Consider the following 17333-nt stretch of genomic DNA (forward strand, 5'->3'; position numbering starts at 1 on the left):
GCGGCGCAAATGAATGACAAGCCGACCAAATCCGACTGGGAAGCGCTCGCCGCGAAGGAGTCGCGCGGAAAGGACCTGACGCGCGAGACGTTCGAGGGCATCCGCCTCGACAACGTTTACGGACCCGATGCCGCGATCGACAGCGGCTACCCGGGCGTCGCTCCGTTCACTCGCGGGCCCTATGCGACCATGTACGCGGGGCGGCCGTGGACGATCCGCCAGTACGCCGGTTTCTCGACCGCCGAAGAGTCCAACGCTTTCTACCGCCGTAACTTGGCCGCGGGTCAGAAGGGCCTGAGCGTCGCCTTCGACCTAGCCACCCATCGCGGCTACGACAGTGACAATCCGCGCGTTGCCGGCGACGTCGGCATGGCGGGCGTGGCGATCGACAGCGTCGAGGACATGAAGCTGCTGTTCGACGGCATCCCGCTCGGCGAGATGTCTGTCAGCATGACCATGAACGGCGCGGTTCTTCCGGTCATGGCTTTCTTCATCGTCGCAGGTGAGGAGCAGGGCGTTCCGCATGCGCAGCTGACCGGCACGATCCAGAACGACATTTTGAAAGAGTTCGCGGTCCGTAACACCTACATCTACCCGCCCGAGCCGAGCATGCGGATCGTGTCGGACGTGATCGCTTTCTGCGCTCGCGAAATGCCGAAGTTCAACTCGATCTCAATCAGCGGCTATCACATGCACGAGGCCGGAGCGACGGCGGTGCAGGAGCTCGCCTACACGCTCGCCGACGGCATGGAATATGCGCGCGCGGCGATGAAGCAGGGGCTCGAGATCGACGCCTTTGCGGGCCGCCTGAGCTTCTTCTTCGGCATCGGCATGAACCTGTTCATGGAGGTTGCGAAACTGCGGGCGGCGCGCACCCTGTGGCACAGGATCATGACCGATCTCGGCGCGCAGAAGGACGAGTCCAAGCGGCTGCGCACGCACTGCCAGACCAGCGGCGTCAGCCTGACCGAGCAGGACCCGTACAATAATATCGTTCGGACGACGGTCGAGGCGCTGGCGGCGGTGCTCGGCGGCACGCAGTCGCTGCACACCAACAGCTTCGACGAGGCGATCGCGCTGCCGACCGATTTCAGCGCGCGCATCGCCCGCAGCACGCAGCTGATCCTTGCCGAGGAAAGCGGCATCACCGCGGTTGCCGATCCGCTCGGCGGAAGCTGGTACGTGGAGAAGCTGACGCGCGAGCTGGAAGAGCGCGCTTGGGAGCTTATCCAGGAAGTCGAGCAGCACGGCGGCATGACCAAGGCGGTTGCGGAGGGTCTGCCTAAGCACCGCATCGAGGAAGCGGCTGCAGCACGTGCGGCGAAGGTCGATACGGGCGAAACGGTGATCGTCGGGGTCAACCGCTATCGTCTCACCGAGGAGGAAGAGCATGACATCCTCGAGGTCGACAATGCGCGCGTTCGTGCGGGGCAGATTGCGCGGATCGAAAAGACCCGCGCGTCACGCGACGAGGAAAAGGTTCGTGCGGCGCTGACGGCACTGGAAGAAGGCGCGCGCGGCGATGCGAACCTGCTTGACCTTAGCGTCGCAGCGGCTCGCGAACGCGCAACGCTTGGCGAGATCTCGGATGCGCTGGAGCGGGCGTTCGGCCGCTACCATACGACGCCCGAGCCGGTGCGCGACATCTACGGCAAGGCGCGCAACGACGACCGCTGGAAAGCTGCGGAAGGCGGGACCCGCTCGGTCGCGGACCGTCTCGGCCGCAAGCCGCGGATCATGATCGCCAAGATGGGCCAGGACGGCCACGACCGCGGTGCGAACCTCGTGTCGTCCGCCTTCACCGACCTCGGCTTCGAAGTCATTCCGGGGCCGCTGTTCCAAACGCCCCGCGAAACGGCTCAGATGGCGATTGACAATGACGTGGACGTGGTTGGCGCAAGCTCGCTCGCCGCGGGCCACCGAACGCTCATTCCGGAGATGATCGAGGCGCTGAAGGACATGGGTCGCGCCGATATCAAGGTGGTCGCCGGCGGAGTCATCCCGCCGCAGGATTATGCTGCGCTAAGGGCTGCGGGCGTTCAGGCGATCTTCGGCCCCGGCACCAACCTCGCCGACGCCGCCGACGAGGTGCTCCGCCTACTCGGTCACAATCGGCCGCCGCTCGACGAGGCGGCTGAGTGATCGACGAAGACTCAAGCGTCGAGCCGAAGGCCGTCGCCGGCTCAGACCATTTCGACGCGGCGGTTCTCTACGATTTCTCGAAGTTCCTCACGACGCTTTCGCTGCTTGCGCTCGGCGGCGTGCTGACGCTGAGCCAGACCGCCGATCAGCACGTGGTGAAGAAGCCCGTCGTGGCGATGGTCGTTTCGTTCATTGCCCTGGCGGGCGTCAGTGCGTTCAGCGCGGCCGGAAAGCTTGCCAAGTTGGGTCTCAGCAGGCGAAAGGAGCGCCTCGCGCCGCAGCACTATCTGTTCGCTGCTGTCGCCTTTCTCGGCATGGGAGCAGGCGGGTTTCTGATAATGTGGTGGAAGAGCCTGTAGATGTTCTCGAAAATCCTGATCGCCAATCGCGGGGAAATCGCCTGCCGCGTCATCCGCACGGCGAAGCGAATGGGCATCAAGACGGTCGCGGTTTATTCGGACGCTGACGCGCGCGCGCCCCACGTCCTCATGGCTGACGAAGCGGTCCGCCTCGGCCCGCCGCCCGCGTCGGAATCCTACCTCAAGGCTGAGCTGATTATCGACGCCTGCAAGGCGACCGGCGCCGAGGCCGTTCATCCGGGCTACGGCTTCCTTTCGGAGCGAACGAGCTTCGCCGAAGCGCTCGAAGCCGCGGGCATCGCCTTTATCGGACCGCCGCCAAACGCGATCGCGGCGATGGGCGACAAGATCGAGTCCAAGAAGCTTGCGCAGGCCGCGGGCGTCAACGTCGTTCCCGGCTATCTCGGCGACATCGCGACGACCGACGAGGCAGTGAAGATCGCGGGCGACATTGGCTATCCGGTGATGATGAAGGCCTCGGCCGGCGGCGGAGGCAAGGGCATGCGCCTCGCATGGTCGGAGACGGACGTCCGTGAGGGCTTTGAGGCGACCAAGCGCGAGGGGCTCAACAGCTTCGGCGACGACCGCGTCTTCATCGAAAAGTTCATCGAGCAGCCGCGTCACATCGAGATTCAGGTGCTCGGCGACCAGCACGGCAACATCCTCTACCTTGGCGAGCGCGAGTGCTCGATCCAGCGCCGCCACCAGAAGGTGGTCGAGGAAGCGCCGTCGCCGTTCGTCACGCCCGATATGCGCAAGGCGATGGGCGAGCAGGCCGTCGCCCTCGCCCGCGCGGTCGGTTACTATTCCGCGGGCACGGTCGAGCTGATCGTTTCCGGCGCGGATACGACCGGCGAGAGCTTCTACTTCCTCGAAATGAACACCCGGCTGCAGGTCGAGCATCCGGTGACCGAGGAAGTCACCGGCCTCGACCTCGTCGAGCAGATGATCCGCGTTGCCGCCGGCGAGAAGCTGAAGCTCAAGCAGGAAGACGTGAAACTCAACGGCTGGGCGGTCGAGAACCGCGTCTATGCGGAGGACCCGTACCGCGGCTTCCTGCCATCGACCGGCCGCCTGGTCCGCTACCGCCCGTCACCGGAGAAGCGCGACGGCATCGTCGCGCGTGTGGACGACGGCGTTTACGAGGGTGGCGAGGTGTCGATGTTCTACGACCCGATGATCGCCAAGCTGGTGACCTGGGGGCCGAGCCGCGAGGCGGCCATCGACGCGCAGGTCGCGGCGCTTGATGCGTTCGAGATCGACGGCATTGGCCACAACGTCGATTTCCTCTCGGCGCTGATGCAGCACCCGCGTTTCCGCGAAGGCAACATCACGACGAACTTCATCGCCGAGGAATATCCGGAGGGCTTCGAGGGCGCTCCCGCCGACGATCAGCTGATCTCCGACCTCGCCGCGATTGCCGCGATGATCGAAACGACGCGCGAGGCGCGCGCAGGGCAGATCAGCGACCAGCTCAACACCAACATAGAGCCGCCGCGCGACCACAGCGTGAAGATCGCCGGCAAGGTGCATCGCGTGCACATCGAGCCGTTCGAGGGAGGAACGATGGCGAGCGTCGACGGCGGCGCTCCGGTCGAGATCTTCGGGAGCTGGACTCCGGGTCAGCGCCTGCTCGGCCTGACGATCGGCGGGCGCCAGCGCACCGTGCAGGTGAGGCGTGACGGCCGGAAGTGGGTGCTGACGAGCCGGGGCGCGAGCCACAAGGTGCAGGTGCTCGATCCCCACGTCGCCGAGCTGTCGGTGCACATGATCGAGAAGACGCCGCCGGACCTCTCGCGGCTGCTACTCGCGCCAATGCCGGGGCTGGTGACGAAGCTTGACGTCGCGGTGGGCGACAAGGTCGAGCCGGGCCAGCCCGTCGCCGTCATGGAGGCGATGAAGATGGAGAACATCCTCCGCGCTCCAAAGGCTGCGACGGTCAAGGCGACGCCGGTGAAGGCTGGCGAAAGCGTTGCCGTCGATCAGGTCATCGTCGAGTTCGAATAGGGCTCGCTAGGGCGCGGTCGCGAAGTCGAACGCGGCCTTCTTCATGTCCCGGTCGATCGCGTGACCGCCGTTGAACCAGTGAATTTCGGGTGCGTAGCCGGCGCGCTCCAGCGCTTCCGCCATCTGCTTCGTGTTGCTCGCCGGCAGGATCGGGTCGTGCCGCGCATGGGCGATGAAGATGCGCTGCTTCGTATCGAGCAGCGGAGGTCCGATCCCATAGCCCGGAGAGAAAGCGACGATCCGGGGGAACAGGTCCGAGAAGGCGAGGCCGACTGTCAGCGCGTAACTTGCCCCATCCGAGAAGCCCATGACGGTCGTGCGCCTGGGATCGACCGCGGCCTTCGCGGAGATTTGCGCCACTGCCGCCTTGATATTGGCGACGTCAGCTTCGCTGTCGTTGGGCGGACGCTTGGGCCACGTGTCGGCGCTCGATTGGACGGAAAGCAGGATGATGCCGCGGTCGTCGGCGTCACGCTTGAACTGGCTCAGGAAAGAACGCGCGTCGCCTCCCAATCCGTGGAGCAGGACGACGAGCGGGGCCGGTGACGCAGCGCTCGTCGGAACGTAGGCGAAGGCGTTCCGAGTGACCCTCTGAACGGAGGGATGGTTTGCAGCAAGCGATGCCGCCGGTGTCACGGTGAGGATTGCCGCCACCAGCCAAAGGGCAGATCGCGTCAGTGCGCCGATTTCGGCGTCTCCATGATCTCGGTGAGGACCCCGCCCATGTCCTTCGGGTGCACGAAGAAAACGAGCGTGCCGTGCGCACCGATGCGGGGCTCGCCGAGGATGCGGGCGCCCTTCTCCTCGAACTCCGCCTTGGCTGCGTGGATCTCGGGCACCTCGAAGCAGACGTGATGCTGCCCGCCTAGCGGGTTCTTCTCGAGGAACTTCACGATCGGCGAATTCTCGCCGAGCGGTTCGATCAGCTCGATCTGTGAGTTGGGAGTGTCGACGAAGCAGACGCGGACGCCCTGGGCGGGCAGGTCGAAGGCGGGACCGTGCGGCTCGGCGCCGAACAGGGTGCGGTAGAGCTCAAGGTTCTTCTCGATCGAAGGCGTGGCAACGCCGACGTGGTTGAGGCGGCCGAGGTTCATTGTTGGATTGTCACTTCCGTGTTGACCGAGTTCGCGATGAAGCAGGCTTCGTGGGCGCGATGGTGGAGGTCGGCGACGGTTGCTCCGTCCGGCGTCATCCCCCCTCCCCAAAGGACTCGCGGACGGAGCAGGACGCGGGTCATGGCCATTTTTCCGTCCCCGCGCTTTTCCAAAACGCCTTCCGCTTCATCAGTATAACCGTCGACGATCAGTCCGGCCCGTCGCGCGAAGTCGATGAAGAAGAGCATGTGGCAGGAGGACAGGGAGGCGACGAACGCTTCCTCAGGGTCGACGGCGTTGAGGTCGGACCATGGTGCGGGGACGACGTGGGGGCTGGGCGAGGCGGGGACGGTCACGCCGCCGTCGAACTCCCACTCATGCGCGCGGCTGTACTGGCCCTTGGTGAAGTCGCCGTCGTCCTTGCGGGTCCAGCGGATCGTGGCGGTGTAGATGCTCATAGCAGGCTAAGGCTCACGAACAGGCCCAGAAGGGCAAGTCCGGCCGCAATCACCCCAAATCCCATCATCAGCCAGTAGCCGATCGGGCTGGTTTCGCGACTGCAAATCCGTGAGCCCCACTCCTTGAACTCTCTCTTCTGCCAACTCCAAGTGAGAGACAGCGCGATTCTCAGAAACGCCGTCGCGCAAAAGATGGCGAAGACGTATGGGAAGACGTTGCCGAAAAAGAGGCTCATCAACGAAACCGGCAGAAGAACGAGCGTCGCGAGGACGCTGGCTGCAAGGACTCGTGCAAACCACGGCCGGTCTACAAAGGTATATTGTCGTGCTTCTTCCATGGGTTCTCGAGCTGCTTGTTCCTCAGCTTTCGTAGCCCCAAGGCAACCCGCCGCCGCGTGGAGTGGGGCATGATCACCTCGTCGATGAAGCCCTTGCTCGCGGCCACGAAGGGGTTGGCAAAGCGCTCTTCATATTCGGCGGTGCGCGCAGCGATCTTTTCGGCATCGCCGATGTCCTTGCGGAAGATGATCTCGACCGCGCCCTTGGCGCCCATCACCGCGATCTCAGCGGTCGGCCAAGCGTAGTTCAAGTCGCCGCGAAGGTGCTTGGATGCCATAACGTCATAGGCACCCCCATAGGCCTTGCGGGTGATGACGGTGATCTTCGGGACGGTTGCCTCGGCATAGGCGAAGAGCAATTTCGCGCCGTGCTTGATGATGCCGTTATGCTCCTGCGCGACGCCAGGGAGGAAGCCCGGCACGTCGACGAAGGTCAGGATCGGGATCTCAAACGCGTCGCAGAAGCGCACGAAGCGCGCGCCCTTCTTCGACGAGTTGATGTCGAGGACGCCCGCCAGCACCATCGGCTGGTTGGCCACGACGCCGACGGTGCGGCCCTCGATGCGGCAGAAGCCGATGATGATGTTCCCGGCGTGGCCCGGCTGAACCTCGAAGAACTCGCCCTCGTCGGCGACCTTCCGGATCAGCTCGTGCATGTCGTACGGCTGGTTCGCGCTCGGCGGGATCAAAGTGTCGAGGCTCTCGTCGAGGCGGTCCCATGGGTCGCTGCAGGGTCGCTCGGGCAAATCGTGCCGGTTCGACAGCGGCAGGAAGTCGAAGAATTCGCGGGTGGCGAGGAGAGCGTCGATGTCGTTCTCGAAGGCCACGTCGGCGACGCCCGACTTGGTCGTGTGGGTGATGGCTCCGCCCAGCTCTTCCTGGGTCACCACCTCGTTGGTCACGGTCTTCACCACGTCCGGGCCAGTGACGAACATGTAGGAGCTGTCCTTCACCATGAAGATGAAGTCCGTCATTGCCGGCGAATAGACCGCGCCGCCCGCGCACGGGCCCATGATCAGGCTGATCTGAGGGACGACGCCGGACGCGAGCACGTTGCGCTGGAAAACCTCGGCATAGCCCGCGAGCGAGGCGACGCCCTCCTGGATGCGCGCACCGCCGGAATCGTTGAGGCCGATGACGGGGGCACCAACCTTCATCGCCATGTCCATGACCTTGCAGATCTTCTGGGCGTGGCGCTCGGAAAGCGAGCCGCCGAACACCGTGAAGTCCTGCGCGAAGACGTAGACGAGGCGGCCGTTGATCGTGCCGGAGCCGGTGACCACGCCGTCGCCGGGGATCCGCTGGCTCTCCATGCCGAAGTCGACGCAATTGTGCTCGACGTACATGTCATATTCTTCGAAGCTGCCCTCATCGAGGAGGACGCTGAGGCGCTCCCGGGCCGTCAGGCGGCCCTTGGCATGCTGGGCTTCGATGCGCTTCTCGCCGCCGCCGAGCTTGGCCGCATCGCGGCGCTTTTCCAGTTCTTCGATGGTTGTGGCCAAGGCCGATCTCCTTGGGCCCGCCTCCTTCCACGACGGCCGGAACGGGTCAATGCGGGAGACGTTTACTGAGGGTCGATCTTGAATAGTGCGTCAGGCCGCGGGCCTGTATTCCGCGCTTTGTCGCTCCCGACTCGCAGCTTGGCTTATGTTGCGCTGCACAACCCGTGATTTTGATTAACTTTGATCAAGGTTCCGGAACCGTAACCGCTGAATCCCCGTTGGACAGACAAGTTTCCAACAAACAGGAGGTTACACGCGAAATGCTGACCAGCGCCGGGGTCCCCACAGTGTCTGAAGCCGAACCCACGGCGCCCGATCAAGCACGCCCAACTCTCCTGTGCTTTTCGCACCTGCGGTGGGACTTCGTTTTCCAGCGCCCGCAGCATCTCATGAGCCGCTTCGCGCGCGACATGACGGTGGTGTATTGGGAAGAGCCGATTGAGATCGGGGATCGCGAGACTGCCTTCCTAAAGGTCCGTCAGGCCGACGACTTCCCGAACGTCCGGGTCGTCACGCCGCATCTTCCCGCGCGCCTCAATGATGAGCAGCGCGAGAATGCCTTGCGCCGCCTGCTCGACGCCCATGCGGCCAGCCTCGTTCGTCCGCTGGTGACCTGGTACTACACGCCGATGATGCTGCCGTTCTCGCGGCATCTCGACGCCAGCGCCGTCATCTACGACTGCATGGACGAGCTTTCGAAGTTCCGCTTCGCGCCGGAGCGCCTGCTCGACCTGGAGCAGGAGCTGATCGATCGCGCCGACCTCGTCTTCACCGGCGGCGCGAGCCTCTACGAAGCGAAGAAGAGCCGCCATTCGTCGGTGCACTGCTTCCCCTCGTCCGTCGACCGCGCCCACTTCGCAAAGGCGCGTAAGGAACTTCCGCAGCCCGCCGACCAGGCCGAGCTGAAGCATCCGCGCCTGGGCTTCTACGGCGTCATCGACGAGCGCTTCGACATCGACCTGCTGCGTGAGATGGCCGACCTTCGGCCCGAATGGTCCTTCGTGATGGTCGGCCCGGTCGTGAAGATCGGCGAGGACGAGCTGCCGCGGGCAGCGAACATCCACTACGTCGGCGGCAAGACCTACGAGCAGCTCCCGGCCTATCTGTCGGGCTGGGACGTCGCGCTGATGCCGTTCGCGATGAACGAGTCGACCCAGTTCATCTCGCCGACCAAGACGCCTGAGTATCTGTCGGGCGGAAAGCCGGTGGTCTCGACCCCGGTTCGCGACGTCGTCCGTTCGTACGGACACCTCCAGGGCGTGCACATCGCGCACGATGCGGACGGCTTCGTCCGCTGCTGCGAGAAGGCGCTCGAGCAGTCTCATGAGGTCGAGGGCGACTGGCTCGCTGAAGCGGATCTCCTGCTGTCGGCGACGAGTTGGGATACCACCCAGGCGCGCATGGCCGGGCTCATCACCGAGGTTCTTGGCGAGCGCACCGCTCGTGAGACCTCCGCTCTGCTGGTGGCCGCAGAATGAACGCGTTCAGCTTCACTCCGCCCGGCGAGCCCAAGCGCTACGACTATCTGATCGTCGGAGCCGGTTTTGCCGGCTCCGTTCTTGCTGAGCGTCTTGCAAGCCAGCACGGAGCGCGCGTCCTGCTCATCGATCGTCGCGAGCATGTCGGCGGCAATGCCTACGACGAGCCGAACGACGCGGGCATCCTGTACCACAAGTACGGACCGCACATCTTCCACACGAACAGCGAGCAGGTCTTCGAATATCTCTCGCAGTTCACCCAATGGCGGCCGTACGAGCATAAGGTGCTTGCCCACGTGCGCGGGCAGCTGGTGCCGATCCCCATCAACCGGACGACGCTGAACAAGCTGTTCGACCTCGATCTTCAGACGGATGAGGAGGCGGCCGACTATCTGGCGTCGCGTGCCGAGCCGGTCGAGGACATCCAGACGTCGGAAGACGTGGTCATCAACTCGGTTGGACGCGAGCTCTACGAGCTCTTCTTCCGCGGCTACACCCGCAAGCAGTGGGGCCTCGATCCGTCGGAGCTCGACAAGCAGGTGACGTCGCGCATCCCGACGCGGACGAACACGGACGACCGCTATTTCGGCGACACGTTTCAGGCGATGCCGCTGGAGGGCTACACGAAGATGTTCGAGCGCATGCTCGACCATCCGCTGATCGACATCCGCACCGGCGTCGATTTCGCCGAGCTGAAGGACCAGGCGTTCGAGATCGCCGATCACCTGATCTACACGGGACCGATCGACGAATATTTCGACTTCCGTTTCGGCAAGCTGCCCTACCGCAGCCTGAAGTTCGATCACCAGACCCTGGAGCAGGAACAATTCCAGCAGGTCGCGGTGGTGAACTATCCGAGCGAGGACGTGCCGTTCACCCGCATCAGCGAGTACAAGCACCTCACCGGGCAGGAAGCGCGGGTGACCACCATCACCTACGAATATCCGTCGGCCGAGGGCGATCCCTATTATCCGATCCCGCGGCCGGAGAACCAGGAACTTTTCAAGAAGTACGAGGCGCTTGCCGACGCGACAGAAAACGTGACTTTCGTGGGCCGGCTCGCGACCTATCGCTACTACAACATGGACCAGATCGTCGGGCAGGCGCTCGCGACCTTCCGCCGCATGGAAGAGAAGCTGGACAAGGAGCGGCCGCAGCCGACAGCGGTCGCAGCCGAATAATGGACGCCCGGGCCCCCACGAAGGGCCTGGGCTCCGCTCCACCACTCGAATTGTGGGGCGGGGTCGAGTGCAGCATCGTGCGCATCGGAGACGATTACCGAAACCAGGTAGTCGACACGGGCCATTCCTGCAGGCTGGACGATATCGACACGATTGCCGAGCTCGGCGTCAAGGCGGTCCGTTACCCGATTCTCTGGGAATCCGTTGCGCCGGAAAGCCCCGGCGAGCTGGACTTTACGTGGCACGACGAGCGGTTGAAGCGCCTCCGCGACAAGGGCGTGAAGGTGATCGCGGGGCTGGTGCATCACGGGTCGGGCCCGCGATATACGAGCCTGCTCGATCCGAATTTCCCTGACCAGCTTGCCGATTATGCTTCGCGGGTCGCCCGTCGATATCCCTGGATCGACATGTGGACGCCGGTGAACGAGCCGTTCACAACGGCGCGCTTCTCATGCCTCTACGGCCATTGGTATCCGCACCGGAAGGACATCGATTCTACCTTCCGGGCGACGGTGAACCAATGCCTCGCAACGCTTCGAGCGATGCGCGCCATCCGCATCGTCAGCCCGGAGTCGAAGCTCATTGCGACCGAGGACATCGGCAGGACCTTTTCGACGCCGGAGCTCGCGTACCAGGCGGAGCATGACAACGGCCGTCGCTGGCTGACCTTCGACCTTCTCTTCGGGCGCGTCGTCGAGGGCCACCAGTTCCGACGGTGGCTGCGCAACAAGGCGGCGTCGGAGGAGGTGCTGGAAGAGCTGGCGACGGGAGAGGGCCGTCCCGACATTATTGGGTTCGACCATTACCTGACCAGCGATCGGTTCCTCGATCACCGGGTCGAACGCTATCCGGGCGTCGAGCACGGGTCGAACGGACAGCACAGCTACGTGGACGTCGAAGCGGTTCGCATCGACAAGCTCCGCCCTCGTCTCGGTCCTGGCTTGCGCCTTCGAGAGACCTGGGAACGATATCGAACGCCGATCGCAATCACGGAAGTGCATCACGGCTGCACCCGCGAAGAGCAGGTGCGGTGGCTGCATGAAATGTGGTCGGCAGCCGAGCGGGAGCGAGCCCGCGGCGTGGACATTCGCGCAATCACACTTTGGGCGCTGTTCGGAATGATGGACTGGCGTTCGCTGCTGACCAGGCGGGAAGGCGATTATGACGTGGGCGCGTTCGACACGCGCTCCGAAACGCCGCGTCCAACGCTGCTGGCCAAGGCGGCAGCGCAGCTCGGCCGTGGTGAGCAGTTCGAGCATCCCGTCCTCGATCTGCCCGGTTGGTGGAAACGCCCCGGCCGAACTCACGCCCGTCGCCGCTTCGAGACCTTGCCGCGACAGGCGGTGAAGGCGCGACCAATCCTGATCACCGGCGCAACCGGAACGCTTGGGCAGGCCTTTTCACGGCTATGCGCGCATCGCGGCCTGGCGCACGTTCTCACCAGCCGCGGCGAACTCGACATTTCCGACGAAGCGTCGATCGCTGCGGCGCTCGAACGCTACCGGCCATGGGCAGTCGTCAACACGGCCGGGTTTGTCCGGACCTGGGAGGCCGAGCAGAAGGCCGACGAATGCTTCCGCGCGAATGTGACGGGTCCCGAGCTACTCGCGTCCGCATGCAAGCTGCATGGCATTCCGCTTGTCACTTTCTCGTCGGACCTCGTGTTCGACGGAAAGCTGGGCCGTTCCTACGTGGAGCCGGACGCAACTGCGCCGGTCTGCGAGTACGGACGGAGCAAGGCCGAGGCGGAGGCTCGCCTCATGGCCATCGACGCCGATGCGCTGATCGTGCGAACCAGCGCTTTCTTCGGCCCTTGGGACCGCCACAACTTCCTCGTGAACACCGTCGAGCGGCTCGTCCGCGGCGAAGATGTTTTCGCGAGCGCTAAGACCATCGTCTCGCCGACCTACGTGCCGGACCTCGTACACGCGACGCTCGACCTGCTGCTGGATGACGAGAAGGGGATCTGGCACCTTACCAACCAAGGATCGGTGAGCTGGCACGAGCTCGCACAGGCGGTCGCCGATCGCGCGCGTCTCGACGTGGGCAGGATCATCGTTCCCCAGGTGGACGAGCCGTCGGACACCAGCCTGACGAGCAAGCGCGGATTGCTGCTGCGACCGCTCGACCGCGCGCTTGACGATTTCGCCATCCATTCGGAATCGCTAAGCGCGCTGAACCGCTAGGCCTGCGCGAGGACATATGGTGCGCACGGAAACCTCCTTCGATGTCGCCAGCATCATGGGCGGACTTTACGGCGACGGCATCATCGCGCTGAAGGGCGCCTTCACTCCCGACTGGGCCGACGTTCTTCGCGAAGAGATCATGGCCCTGTTCGAGGAGGCGCGGAAAATCGAGGGCGGAGCGCTGCCGCGCGGTCCGGAGCGCTGGTACGTCGAGGTCCAGCCAGAGCGGATCAGCGGCTTCGTCGACATCGCCACGCACCCGTGGTTCGTCTCGGTCTGCGAGGCCCTGCTCGGCCCCGAGTACAAGATCGTGGAAATCGGGTTCGATATCCCGTTCCCCGGTGCGCAGGACCAGCCCTGGCATCGCGACTTTCCGTCGCCGCCGGAAACGCTCGAAGGACGCAGGCTCAACTCGCTCGCGTTCAACCTGACTGCCATCGACTCGAGGCCGGAGCATGGGGCGTTCGAGATCGCTCCTGGCACGCAGTGGGACGACATACGCGGCTGCAAGAACGACATGTTTCCGCCGAGGGAGCTATGGGACCGCTACATCGAGCGAGCAGTGCCCAAGCTGCCGCAGCGCGGTGACATCTCGGCCCGCTCTGCGCTGACCATCCACCGCGGCACTGCCAACCGCTCCGACGAACCGCGGCCAGTCCTGGTCGTGGGCGTAGACGCGCCCGACGGAATCAACGCGAAGCATCACGATCTGCAGGTCACACGCGCCTATCTCGACAGCCTGCCCGCGCAGGTGCGGGATCATCTGACCTATCGCGTTGCGGATGAACTGGAACCGGTGATCCAGCACCATGTGATCGAAGGGCTGCTGGAGCCCGACTACTGATCTACTCGTCCCACTTGTGATGCTCGGCCCAGACGCGGCGGACCGTTCCCGAGCTTGCGCGCATCACGATGCTTTCGGTAGTCAGGCAGTTCTTCCGGCGGTGAACGCCCTTCAGAAGCGATCCGTCCGTCACGCCCGTCGCGGCGAAGATGCAGTCGCTCTTCGCCATGTCCTCGAGGTTGTAGATGCGGTCGAGGTCTTCGATCCCCCAGCGGCGCGCCCGGCCGATTTCATCGTCGTTGCGGAAAACCAGCCGGCCCTGCATCTGCCCGCCCACACAGCGTAGAGCCGATGCCGCGAGCACGCCTTCCGGAGCGCCTCCGCTGCCGATGTAGATGTCGATGCCGGTGGCGGGGTCCGTGACTGCAATCACGCCCGCGACGTCGCCGTCGGAGATCAGCTTCACGCCGCAGCCCAGCGAACGAAGCTCGTCGATGATGGCGTCGTGCCGATCACGGTCGAGGACGCAGGCGATAATCTCATTCGCCGGCACGCCCTTGGCCTCGGCGAGCGAGCGGACATTGTCGGCTACGCTGCGCGAGAGGTCGACCGTGCCTTCGGCATAGCCCGGGCCGATCGCCAGCTTCTCCATGTAGGTATCGGGGGCGTTGAGCAGGCCGCCCTCCTCGGAGATGGTAAGGACGCACAGAGCGTTCGGTCCGGCCTTGGCCGTCAACGTCGTCCCTTCGAGCGGATCGAGCGCGATGTTGATCTTGGGGCCCGTGCCCTGCGCGGAGCCGACCTTCTCGCCGATGTAGAGCATCGGGGCTTCGTCGCGTTCTCCCTCGCCAATGACGACCGTCCCGTCGAACGGAAGCTCGTTGAGCGCCTCGCGCATGGCTTCGACGGCCGCTGCATCGGCCGCATCATTATCGCCGCGCCCGATCCACTTCGACGCCGCCACGGCGGCGGCTTCGGTCACTCGGACCATCTCGAGGACCAGGACTCGATCGAGAACGTGGGACGCCGGAACACGGGGGCTACGAAGCATAAGAATGCGGTCTCCTGTTGCCACGGGCGATAGGAGCCACCCGTGACCTTGTCGAGGCAGGCCGCTTACTCCTCGACGGCATGCTCCAGCAGCTCGGAGCGAATGCGAACTGCTCGCGCGGCGACCTGGGTCTCCCACAGGAAAATGGCGAAGCCGGAGCCGATGGCAATCATCGAAGCGATGAAGAGCAGGGCTACCGCGGTACCGAAGTGGGCATGCGCGAGCGTCGCCGCGAACAGCAGCACGACGACCATGCAAATGAGGAGGGCCGAGAGGACGGTGAGGAAGATCGCCCGGCTGACCAGGCGTATTCGCCGGTCGAGGACCCGGAGGTCGGCCACGATGCGATCGTGCTCCGTGCCCCGGCTGGCGAGAAGCAGCGGCTCCAGCACCCGGCCGCGATCGATGATCCGCGCGAGCCGAGTGGCGCAAACGTTCAGGAAGGCGCCGATGCCTGCCAGCAAGAACACCGGCGCGACCGACAGCTGAATGATCTGCGCAACCGTTGCGACGGAGGTCGGTGAGGTCGAGAGCATGCGGTCTCTATGCGCGAAGAGAAGTCATGCTGCCAATCCGGCACCGTCGATACGAAGGACCGGCACGAACTTGTCGCCCGCCGGTGGAAGCGTGAGCCTCAGCGCGTCGCGGGTCTGCTGGAAGGCGAGCGGCGGCCCGCCAAGCAAGGTGACGCGCTCCACACGGCCGCTCGCAGAGCCGAGCGAGGCGATCGCGACCTCGCTGGACGGCCAGTCGAGCAGAGCCGCGTAGAGCGTGCCACACTTGGCCGTGAAGCGGATGTCGTCGGCGACGAAGGGCTTGGCCTCACCTTCGGCCATCACGCCGAGCGGCGGCTTGGTCGGGCCTTCGCCGAAGCGTCGCCAAGGCCGGCTGCCGTAGATGGCCTCGCCGTTGACCCGGAACCATGCGGCGAGGTCGTCGAGGATGCGCTCCTCCTTGTCGTCGATGGCGCCATTGCCGCGAACGGGAATGCTCAGCAGCAGGCATCCGTTCTTCGACACCACGTCGGCAAGGCGCTGCACCACCTGCTTCGCGCTCTTGTAGCCGCCGCGCTCGTACAGCGGGCGATCGTAATGCCAGTTGCCGATGCACGTGTCGGTCTGCCACGGGCGCGGCTGGATATCGGCGACGAAGCCACGCTCGACGTCCTCGACGATGATCCTGCGCTGCTCGTCGGTCAGACGCTTGGCGGTGAGTACGCCTTCGGGCGCGTGGGCGTAGAAATCGCGCATGGCGTCGAGGCCCATGGGGCCGAAAGGGATGCCATAATCGTCGAAGTAGACGAGGTCCGGACGATATTTTGCGACGAGGTCCTTCTGGCGGAGCAGCCAGTTGCTCACGAACGCCGGGTTTTGGGGCGCGTCCTCCAGCCACTGGCCGTCGCGAGCGCCGTGCCAGTCGTCCATCGCCTTGATCGTGTCGATCCCATCGGGCGGGACGAAGCTCGGCCCGGTGTAGAGGTCCTGCGGATCGAGGCCGTCCCACCACGTGCCCGCGCCATGCTTCTTGCGCAGCCAGAAGGCGTCGTAGCGCCGGCCCTTCAGCGGTCCATCGGCGTCGTATCCATAGGCTGTCTGCCACCAATGCCAGGCGTGACCGCTGTGGTTGGAGACGCCGAACTTCAGGCCGGCCTGTCGCGCCAGCTTCTCCCACGTCCCGACGATGTCGCGCCTGGGGCCGGCACGCACGCTGTTCCAGCCTTGGTGCGTGCTGTCGAACATGTCGAAATTGTCGTGGTGATTGGCCATCGCCATGAAGTATCTGGCGCCGGCCTGCTTGTAGCGGCGGAGCAGATATTCCGGCTGCCATTCCTCCGCCTTCCAGCGCCCGATGATGTCGAGGAAGCCGGTCTTGCTCGGATGGCCGTAGGTGCGGACGTGATGCTCGTATGCTGCGTGGCCCTGCACGTACATGAGCCGCCCATACCAATCGCCCATCTCCGGAACGCATTGCGGGCCCCAGTGCGCCCAGATCCCGAACTTGGCGTCGCGGAACCAGTCCGGGACTTCGGTCGGCTGCAGCGTCTCAGCACGGAGGCCGGTAGCAGAACTCGCCAGCAGTGCGGCGGCCCCCGCGGCGATGCTGTCCCTTCTTGAGAACATGTTGTGTTTACTAATGATTGTTCGCCCCCTCGCAGGGGTGTAAGTAAGAGCCGCTGAGCGGGGGCTTTGCAATGACTCGATTCGCTATCGGGCTGGTGTTGGTGATGGGCGCATCCGCCGCCAATGCGCAGGCTACGGACTTCGGAATTCGAACGGTTGATGGACGACGCGCTGTCGTCGAGGTCGCGGTTCACCAGAAGGCTGGAACCATGGACAGCGCCACCGTGCAGGCCGCCGTGGCTCGTGAGCCTGCGGGCTCCTCCGCCTCATGGGCGCCGATCGGCGGCTCGGGCAATCTCAGTTCGGCGGCTCGTCTCGGCGACAACTGGGGCCGGGTGACGAGCACGCTGCGCTCACCCGCGCATAATCGGGCGGTCGGCGGCGTCCCGAACAGCTATCACCTCCGCGGACGCGCGATCGACATCGCCCGCCGGCCCGGCGTCACGCACGCCATGATCGCGGCGGCGTTCCGCAATGCGGGATACAGGCTCGTGGAGTCGCTCGACGAGGGGGACCACAGCCACTTTGCCTTCGCATGGGGCGGAGGATCGCGGACGATCGCTGCGCTTCCCGACAAGCGCGAGCTCACGCAGTGGGGCGTCGTGACGGTTTCCAGCGCGCTGCTGCGCTAGC

16 protein-coding genes are annotated in these 17333 nt (G+C 64.8%); 8 read left to right on the forward strand and 8 right to left on the reverse strand.

Annotated elements, in window-relative coordinates:
* The first annotated feature begins 9 nt into the window (after nt 1–9).
* From scpA to LZ016_RS14380, 3 genes are read left to right on the forward strand one after another with little or no spacing between them, the layout of a single operon-like run.
* Nucleotides 10–2142: a methylmalonyl-CoA mutase gene (gene scpA / locus LZ016_RS14370; RefSeq protein ID WP_241448143.1), complete on the forward strand. Its 2133-nt coding sequence runs from the start codon at nt 10–12 to the stop codon at nt 2140–2142.
* On the forward strand, nt 2139–2501 hold the full coding sequence (locus LZ016_RS14375) for a hypothetical protein (RefSeq protein ID WP_241448144.1): 363 nt from the start codon (nt 2139–2141) through the stop codon (nt 2499–2501). Before scpA ends, LZ016_RS14375 begins: the two co-directional genes overlap by 4 nt.
* Nucleotides 2502–4508, forward strand: a complete 2007-nt coding sequence (locus LZ016_RS14380) for an acetyl-CoA carboxylase biotin carboxylase subunit (RefSeq protein WP_241448145.1) — start codon at nt 2502–2504, stop codon at nt 4506–4508.
* A gap of 6 nt (nt 4509–4514) precedes the next feature.
* Here the strand turns inward: LZ016_RS14380 and LZ016_RS14385 are convergent, their stop codons facing one another.
* From LZ016_RS14385 to LZ016_RS14405, 5 genes are read right to left on the reverse strand one after another with little or no spacing between them, the layout of a single operon-like run.
* Nucleotides 4515–5162 carry an alpha/beta hydrolase gene (locus tag LZ016_RS14385; RefSeq protein WP_241448146.1) on the reverse strand — a complete coding sequence of 216 codons (648 nt, stop codon included), beginning with the start codon at nt 5160–5162 and terminating at the stop codon, nt 4515–4517.
* Between the two features lie 20 nt (nt 5163–5182).
* Complete coding sequence (gene mce / locus LZ016_RS14390; protein WP_241448147.1) at nt 5183–5602, reverse strand: methylmalonyl-CoA epimerase; 420 nt, start codon at nt 5600–5602, stop codon at nt 5183–5185.
* Entirely contained in the window at nt 5599–6060 is a 462-nt protein-coding gene (locus tag LZ016_RS14395; protein ID WP_241448148.1) for an OsmC family protein, read from the reverse strand. Before LZ016_RS14395 ends, mce begins: the two co-directional genes overlap by 4 nt.
* A complete protein-coding gene (locus LZ016_RS14400; RefSeq protein ID WP_241448149.1) occupies nt 6057–6398 on the reverse strand; it encodes a hypothetical protein in 342 nt (113 codons plus the stop codon). The genes LZ016_RS14395 and LZ016_RS14400 overlap by 4 nt, the downstream gene beginning before the upstream one ends.
* Entirely contained in the window at nt 6368–7900 is a 1533-nt protein-coding gene (locus tag LZ016_RS14405) for an acyl-CoA carboxylase subunit beta (protein ID WP_241448150.1), read from the reverse strand. Before LZ016_RS14405 ends, LZ016_RS14400 begins: the two co-directional genes overlap by 31 nt.
* Nucleotides 7901–8289: 389 nt before the next feature.
* Here LZ016_RS14405 and LZ016_RS14410 point away from each other — a divergent pair, with 389 nt between their 5' ends.
* The 4 genes from LZ016_RS14410 to LZ016_RS14425 are packed head-to-tail and all read left to right on the forward strand — an operon-like array spanning nt 8290 to nt 13589.
* Nucleotides 8290–9378: a glycosyltransferase gene (locus tag LZ016_RS14410; protein ID WP_241448151.1), complete on the forward strand. Its 1089-nt coding sequence runs from the start codon at nt 8290–8292 to the stop codon at nt 9376–9378.
* Nucleotides 9375–10559, forward strand: a complete 1185-nt coding sequence (gene glf / locus LZ016_RS14415; protein ID WP_241448152.1) for a UDP-galactopyranose mutase — start codon at nt 9375–9377, stop codon at nt 10557–10559. The genes LZ016_RS14410 and glf overlap by 4 nt, the downstream gene beginning before the upstream one ends.
* Nucleotides 10559–12745, forward strand: a complete 2187-nt coding sequence (locus LZ016_RS14420; RefSeq protein WP_241448153.1) for a family 1 glycosylhydrolase — start codon at nt 10559–10561, stop codon at nt 12743–12745. The genes glf and LZ016_RS14420 overlap by 1 nt, the downstream gene beginning before the upstream one ends.
* A gap of 19 nt (nt 12746–12764) precedes the next feature.
* Nucleotides 12765–13589, forward strand: a complete 825-nt coding sequence (locus LZ016_RS14425) for a phytanoyl-CoA dioxygenase family protein (RefSeq protein ID WP_241448154.1) — start codon at nt 12765–12767, stop codon at nt 13587–13589.
* A 1-nt stretch (nt 13590) separates the two neighbouring features.
* Here the strand turns inward: LZ016_RS14425 and glpX are convergent, their stop codons facing one another.
* The 3 genes from glpX to LZ016_RS14440 all read right to left on the reverse strand — a co-directional run bounded on the left by glpX (nt 13591) and on the right by LZ016_RS14440 (nt 16700).
* On the reverse strand, nt 13591–14580 hold the full coding sequence (glpX, locus tag LZ016_RS14430; protein WP_241448155.1) for a class II fructose-bisphosphatase: 990 nt from the start codon (nt 14578–14580) through the stop codon (nt 13591–13593).
* A 65-nt stretch (nt 14581–14645) separates the two neighbouring features.
* On the reverse strand, nt 14646–15116 hold the full coding sequence (locus tag LZ016_RS14435) for a DUF2721 domain-containing protein (RefSeq protein ID WP_241448156.1): 471 nt from the start codon (nt 15114–15116) through the stop codon (nt 14646–14648).
* 24 nt (nt 15117–15140) lie between these two features.
* Nucleotides 15141–16700: an alpha-L-fucosidase gene (locus LZ016_RS14440; RefSeq protein ID WP_241448157.1), complete on the reverse strand. Its 1560-nt coding sequence runs from the start codon at nt 16698–16700 to the stop codon at nt 15141–15143.
* A gap of 71 nt (nt 16701–16771) precedes the next feature.
* Between LZ016_RS14440 and LZ016_RS14445 the strand changes: the two genes are divergently transcribed.
* Nucleotides 16772–17332 (forward strand): D-Ala-D-Ala carboxypeptidase family metallohydrolase, encoded by a 561-nt coding sequence (locus LZ016_RS14445; protein WP_241448158.1) that lies wholly within the window; start codon nt 16772–16774, stop codon nt 17330–17332.
* Nucleotide 17333 lies beyond the last annotated feature (1 nt).

The sequence above is a fragment of the Sphingomonas telluris genome, from assembly GCF_022568775.1.
Taxonomy (GTDB): Bacteria; Pseudomonadota; Alphaproteobacteria; order Sphingomonadales; family Sphingomonadaceae; genus Sphingomicrobium; species Sphingomicrobium telluris.

Coding starts and splice junctions, on each gene's coding strand:
- glf (WP_241448152.1), top strand. CDS start 9,375: ATGAACGCGTTCAGCTTCACTCCGCCCGGCGAGCCCAAGCGCTACGAC.
- scpA (WP_241448143.1), top strand. CDS start 10: ATGAATGACAAGCCGACCAAATCCGACTGGGAAGCGCTCGCCGCGAAG.
- LZ016_RS14420 (WP_241448153.1), top strand. CDS start 10,559: ATGGACGCCCGGGCCCCCACGAAGGGCCTGGGCTCCGCTCCACCACTC.
- LZ016_RS14395 (WP_241448148.1), bottom strand. CDS start 6,060: ATGAGCATCTACACCGCCACGATCCGCTGGACCCGCAAGGACGACGGC.
- glpX (WP_241448155.1), bottom strand. CDS start 14,580: ATGCTTCGTAGCCCCCGTGTTCCGGCGTCCCACGTTCTCGATCGAGTC.
- LZ016_RS14440 (WP_241448157.1), bottom strand. CDS start 16,700: ATGTTCTCAAGAAGGGACAGCATCGCCGCGGGGGCCGCCGCACTGCTG.
- LZ016_RS14445 (WP_241448158.1), top strand. CDS start 16,772: ATGACTCGATTCGCTATCGGGCTGGTGTTGGTGATGGGCGCATCCGCC.
- LZ016_RS14435 (WP_241448156.1), bottom strand. CDS start 15,116: ATGCTCTCGACCTCACCGACCTCCGTCGCAACGGTTGCGCAGATCATT.
- LZ016_RS14400 (WP_241448149.1), bottom strand. CDS start 6,398: ATGGAAGAAGCACGACAATATACCTTTGTAGACCGGCCGTGGTTTGCA.
- LZ016_RS14380 (WP_241448145.1), top strand. CDS start 2,502: ATGTTCTCGAAAATCCTGATCGCCAATCGCGGGGAAATCGCCTGCCGC.
- LZ016_RS14410 (WP_241448151.1), top strand. CDS start 8,290: ATGAGCCGCTTCGCGCGCGACATGACGGTGGTGTATTGGGAAGAGCCG.
- mce (WP_241448147.1), bottom strand. CDS start 5,602: ATGAACCTCGGCCGCCTCAACCACGTCGGCGTTGCCACGCCTTCGATC.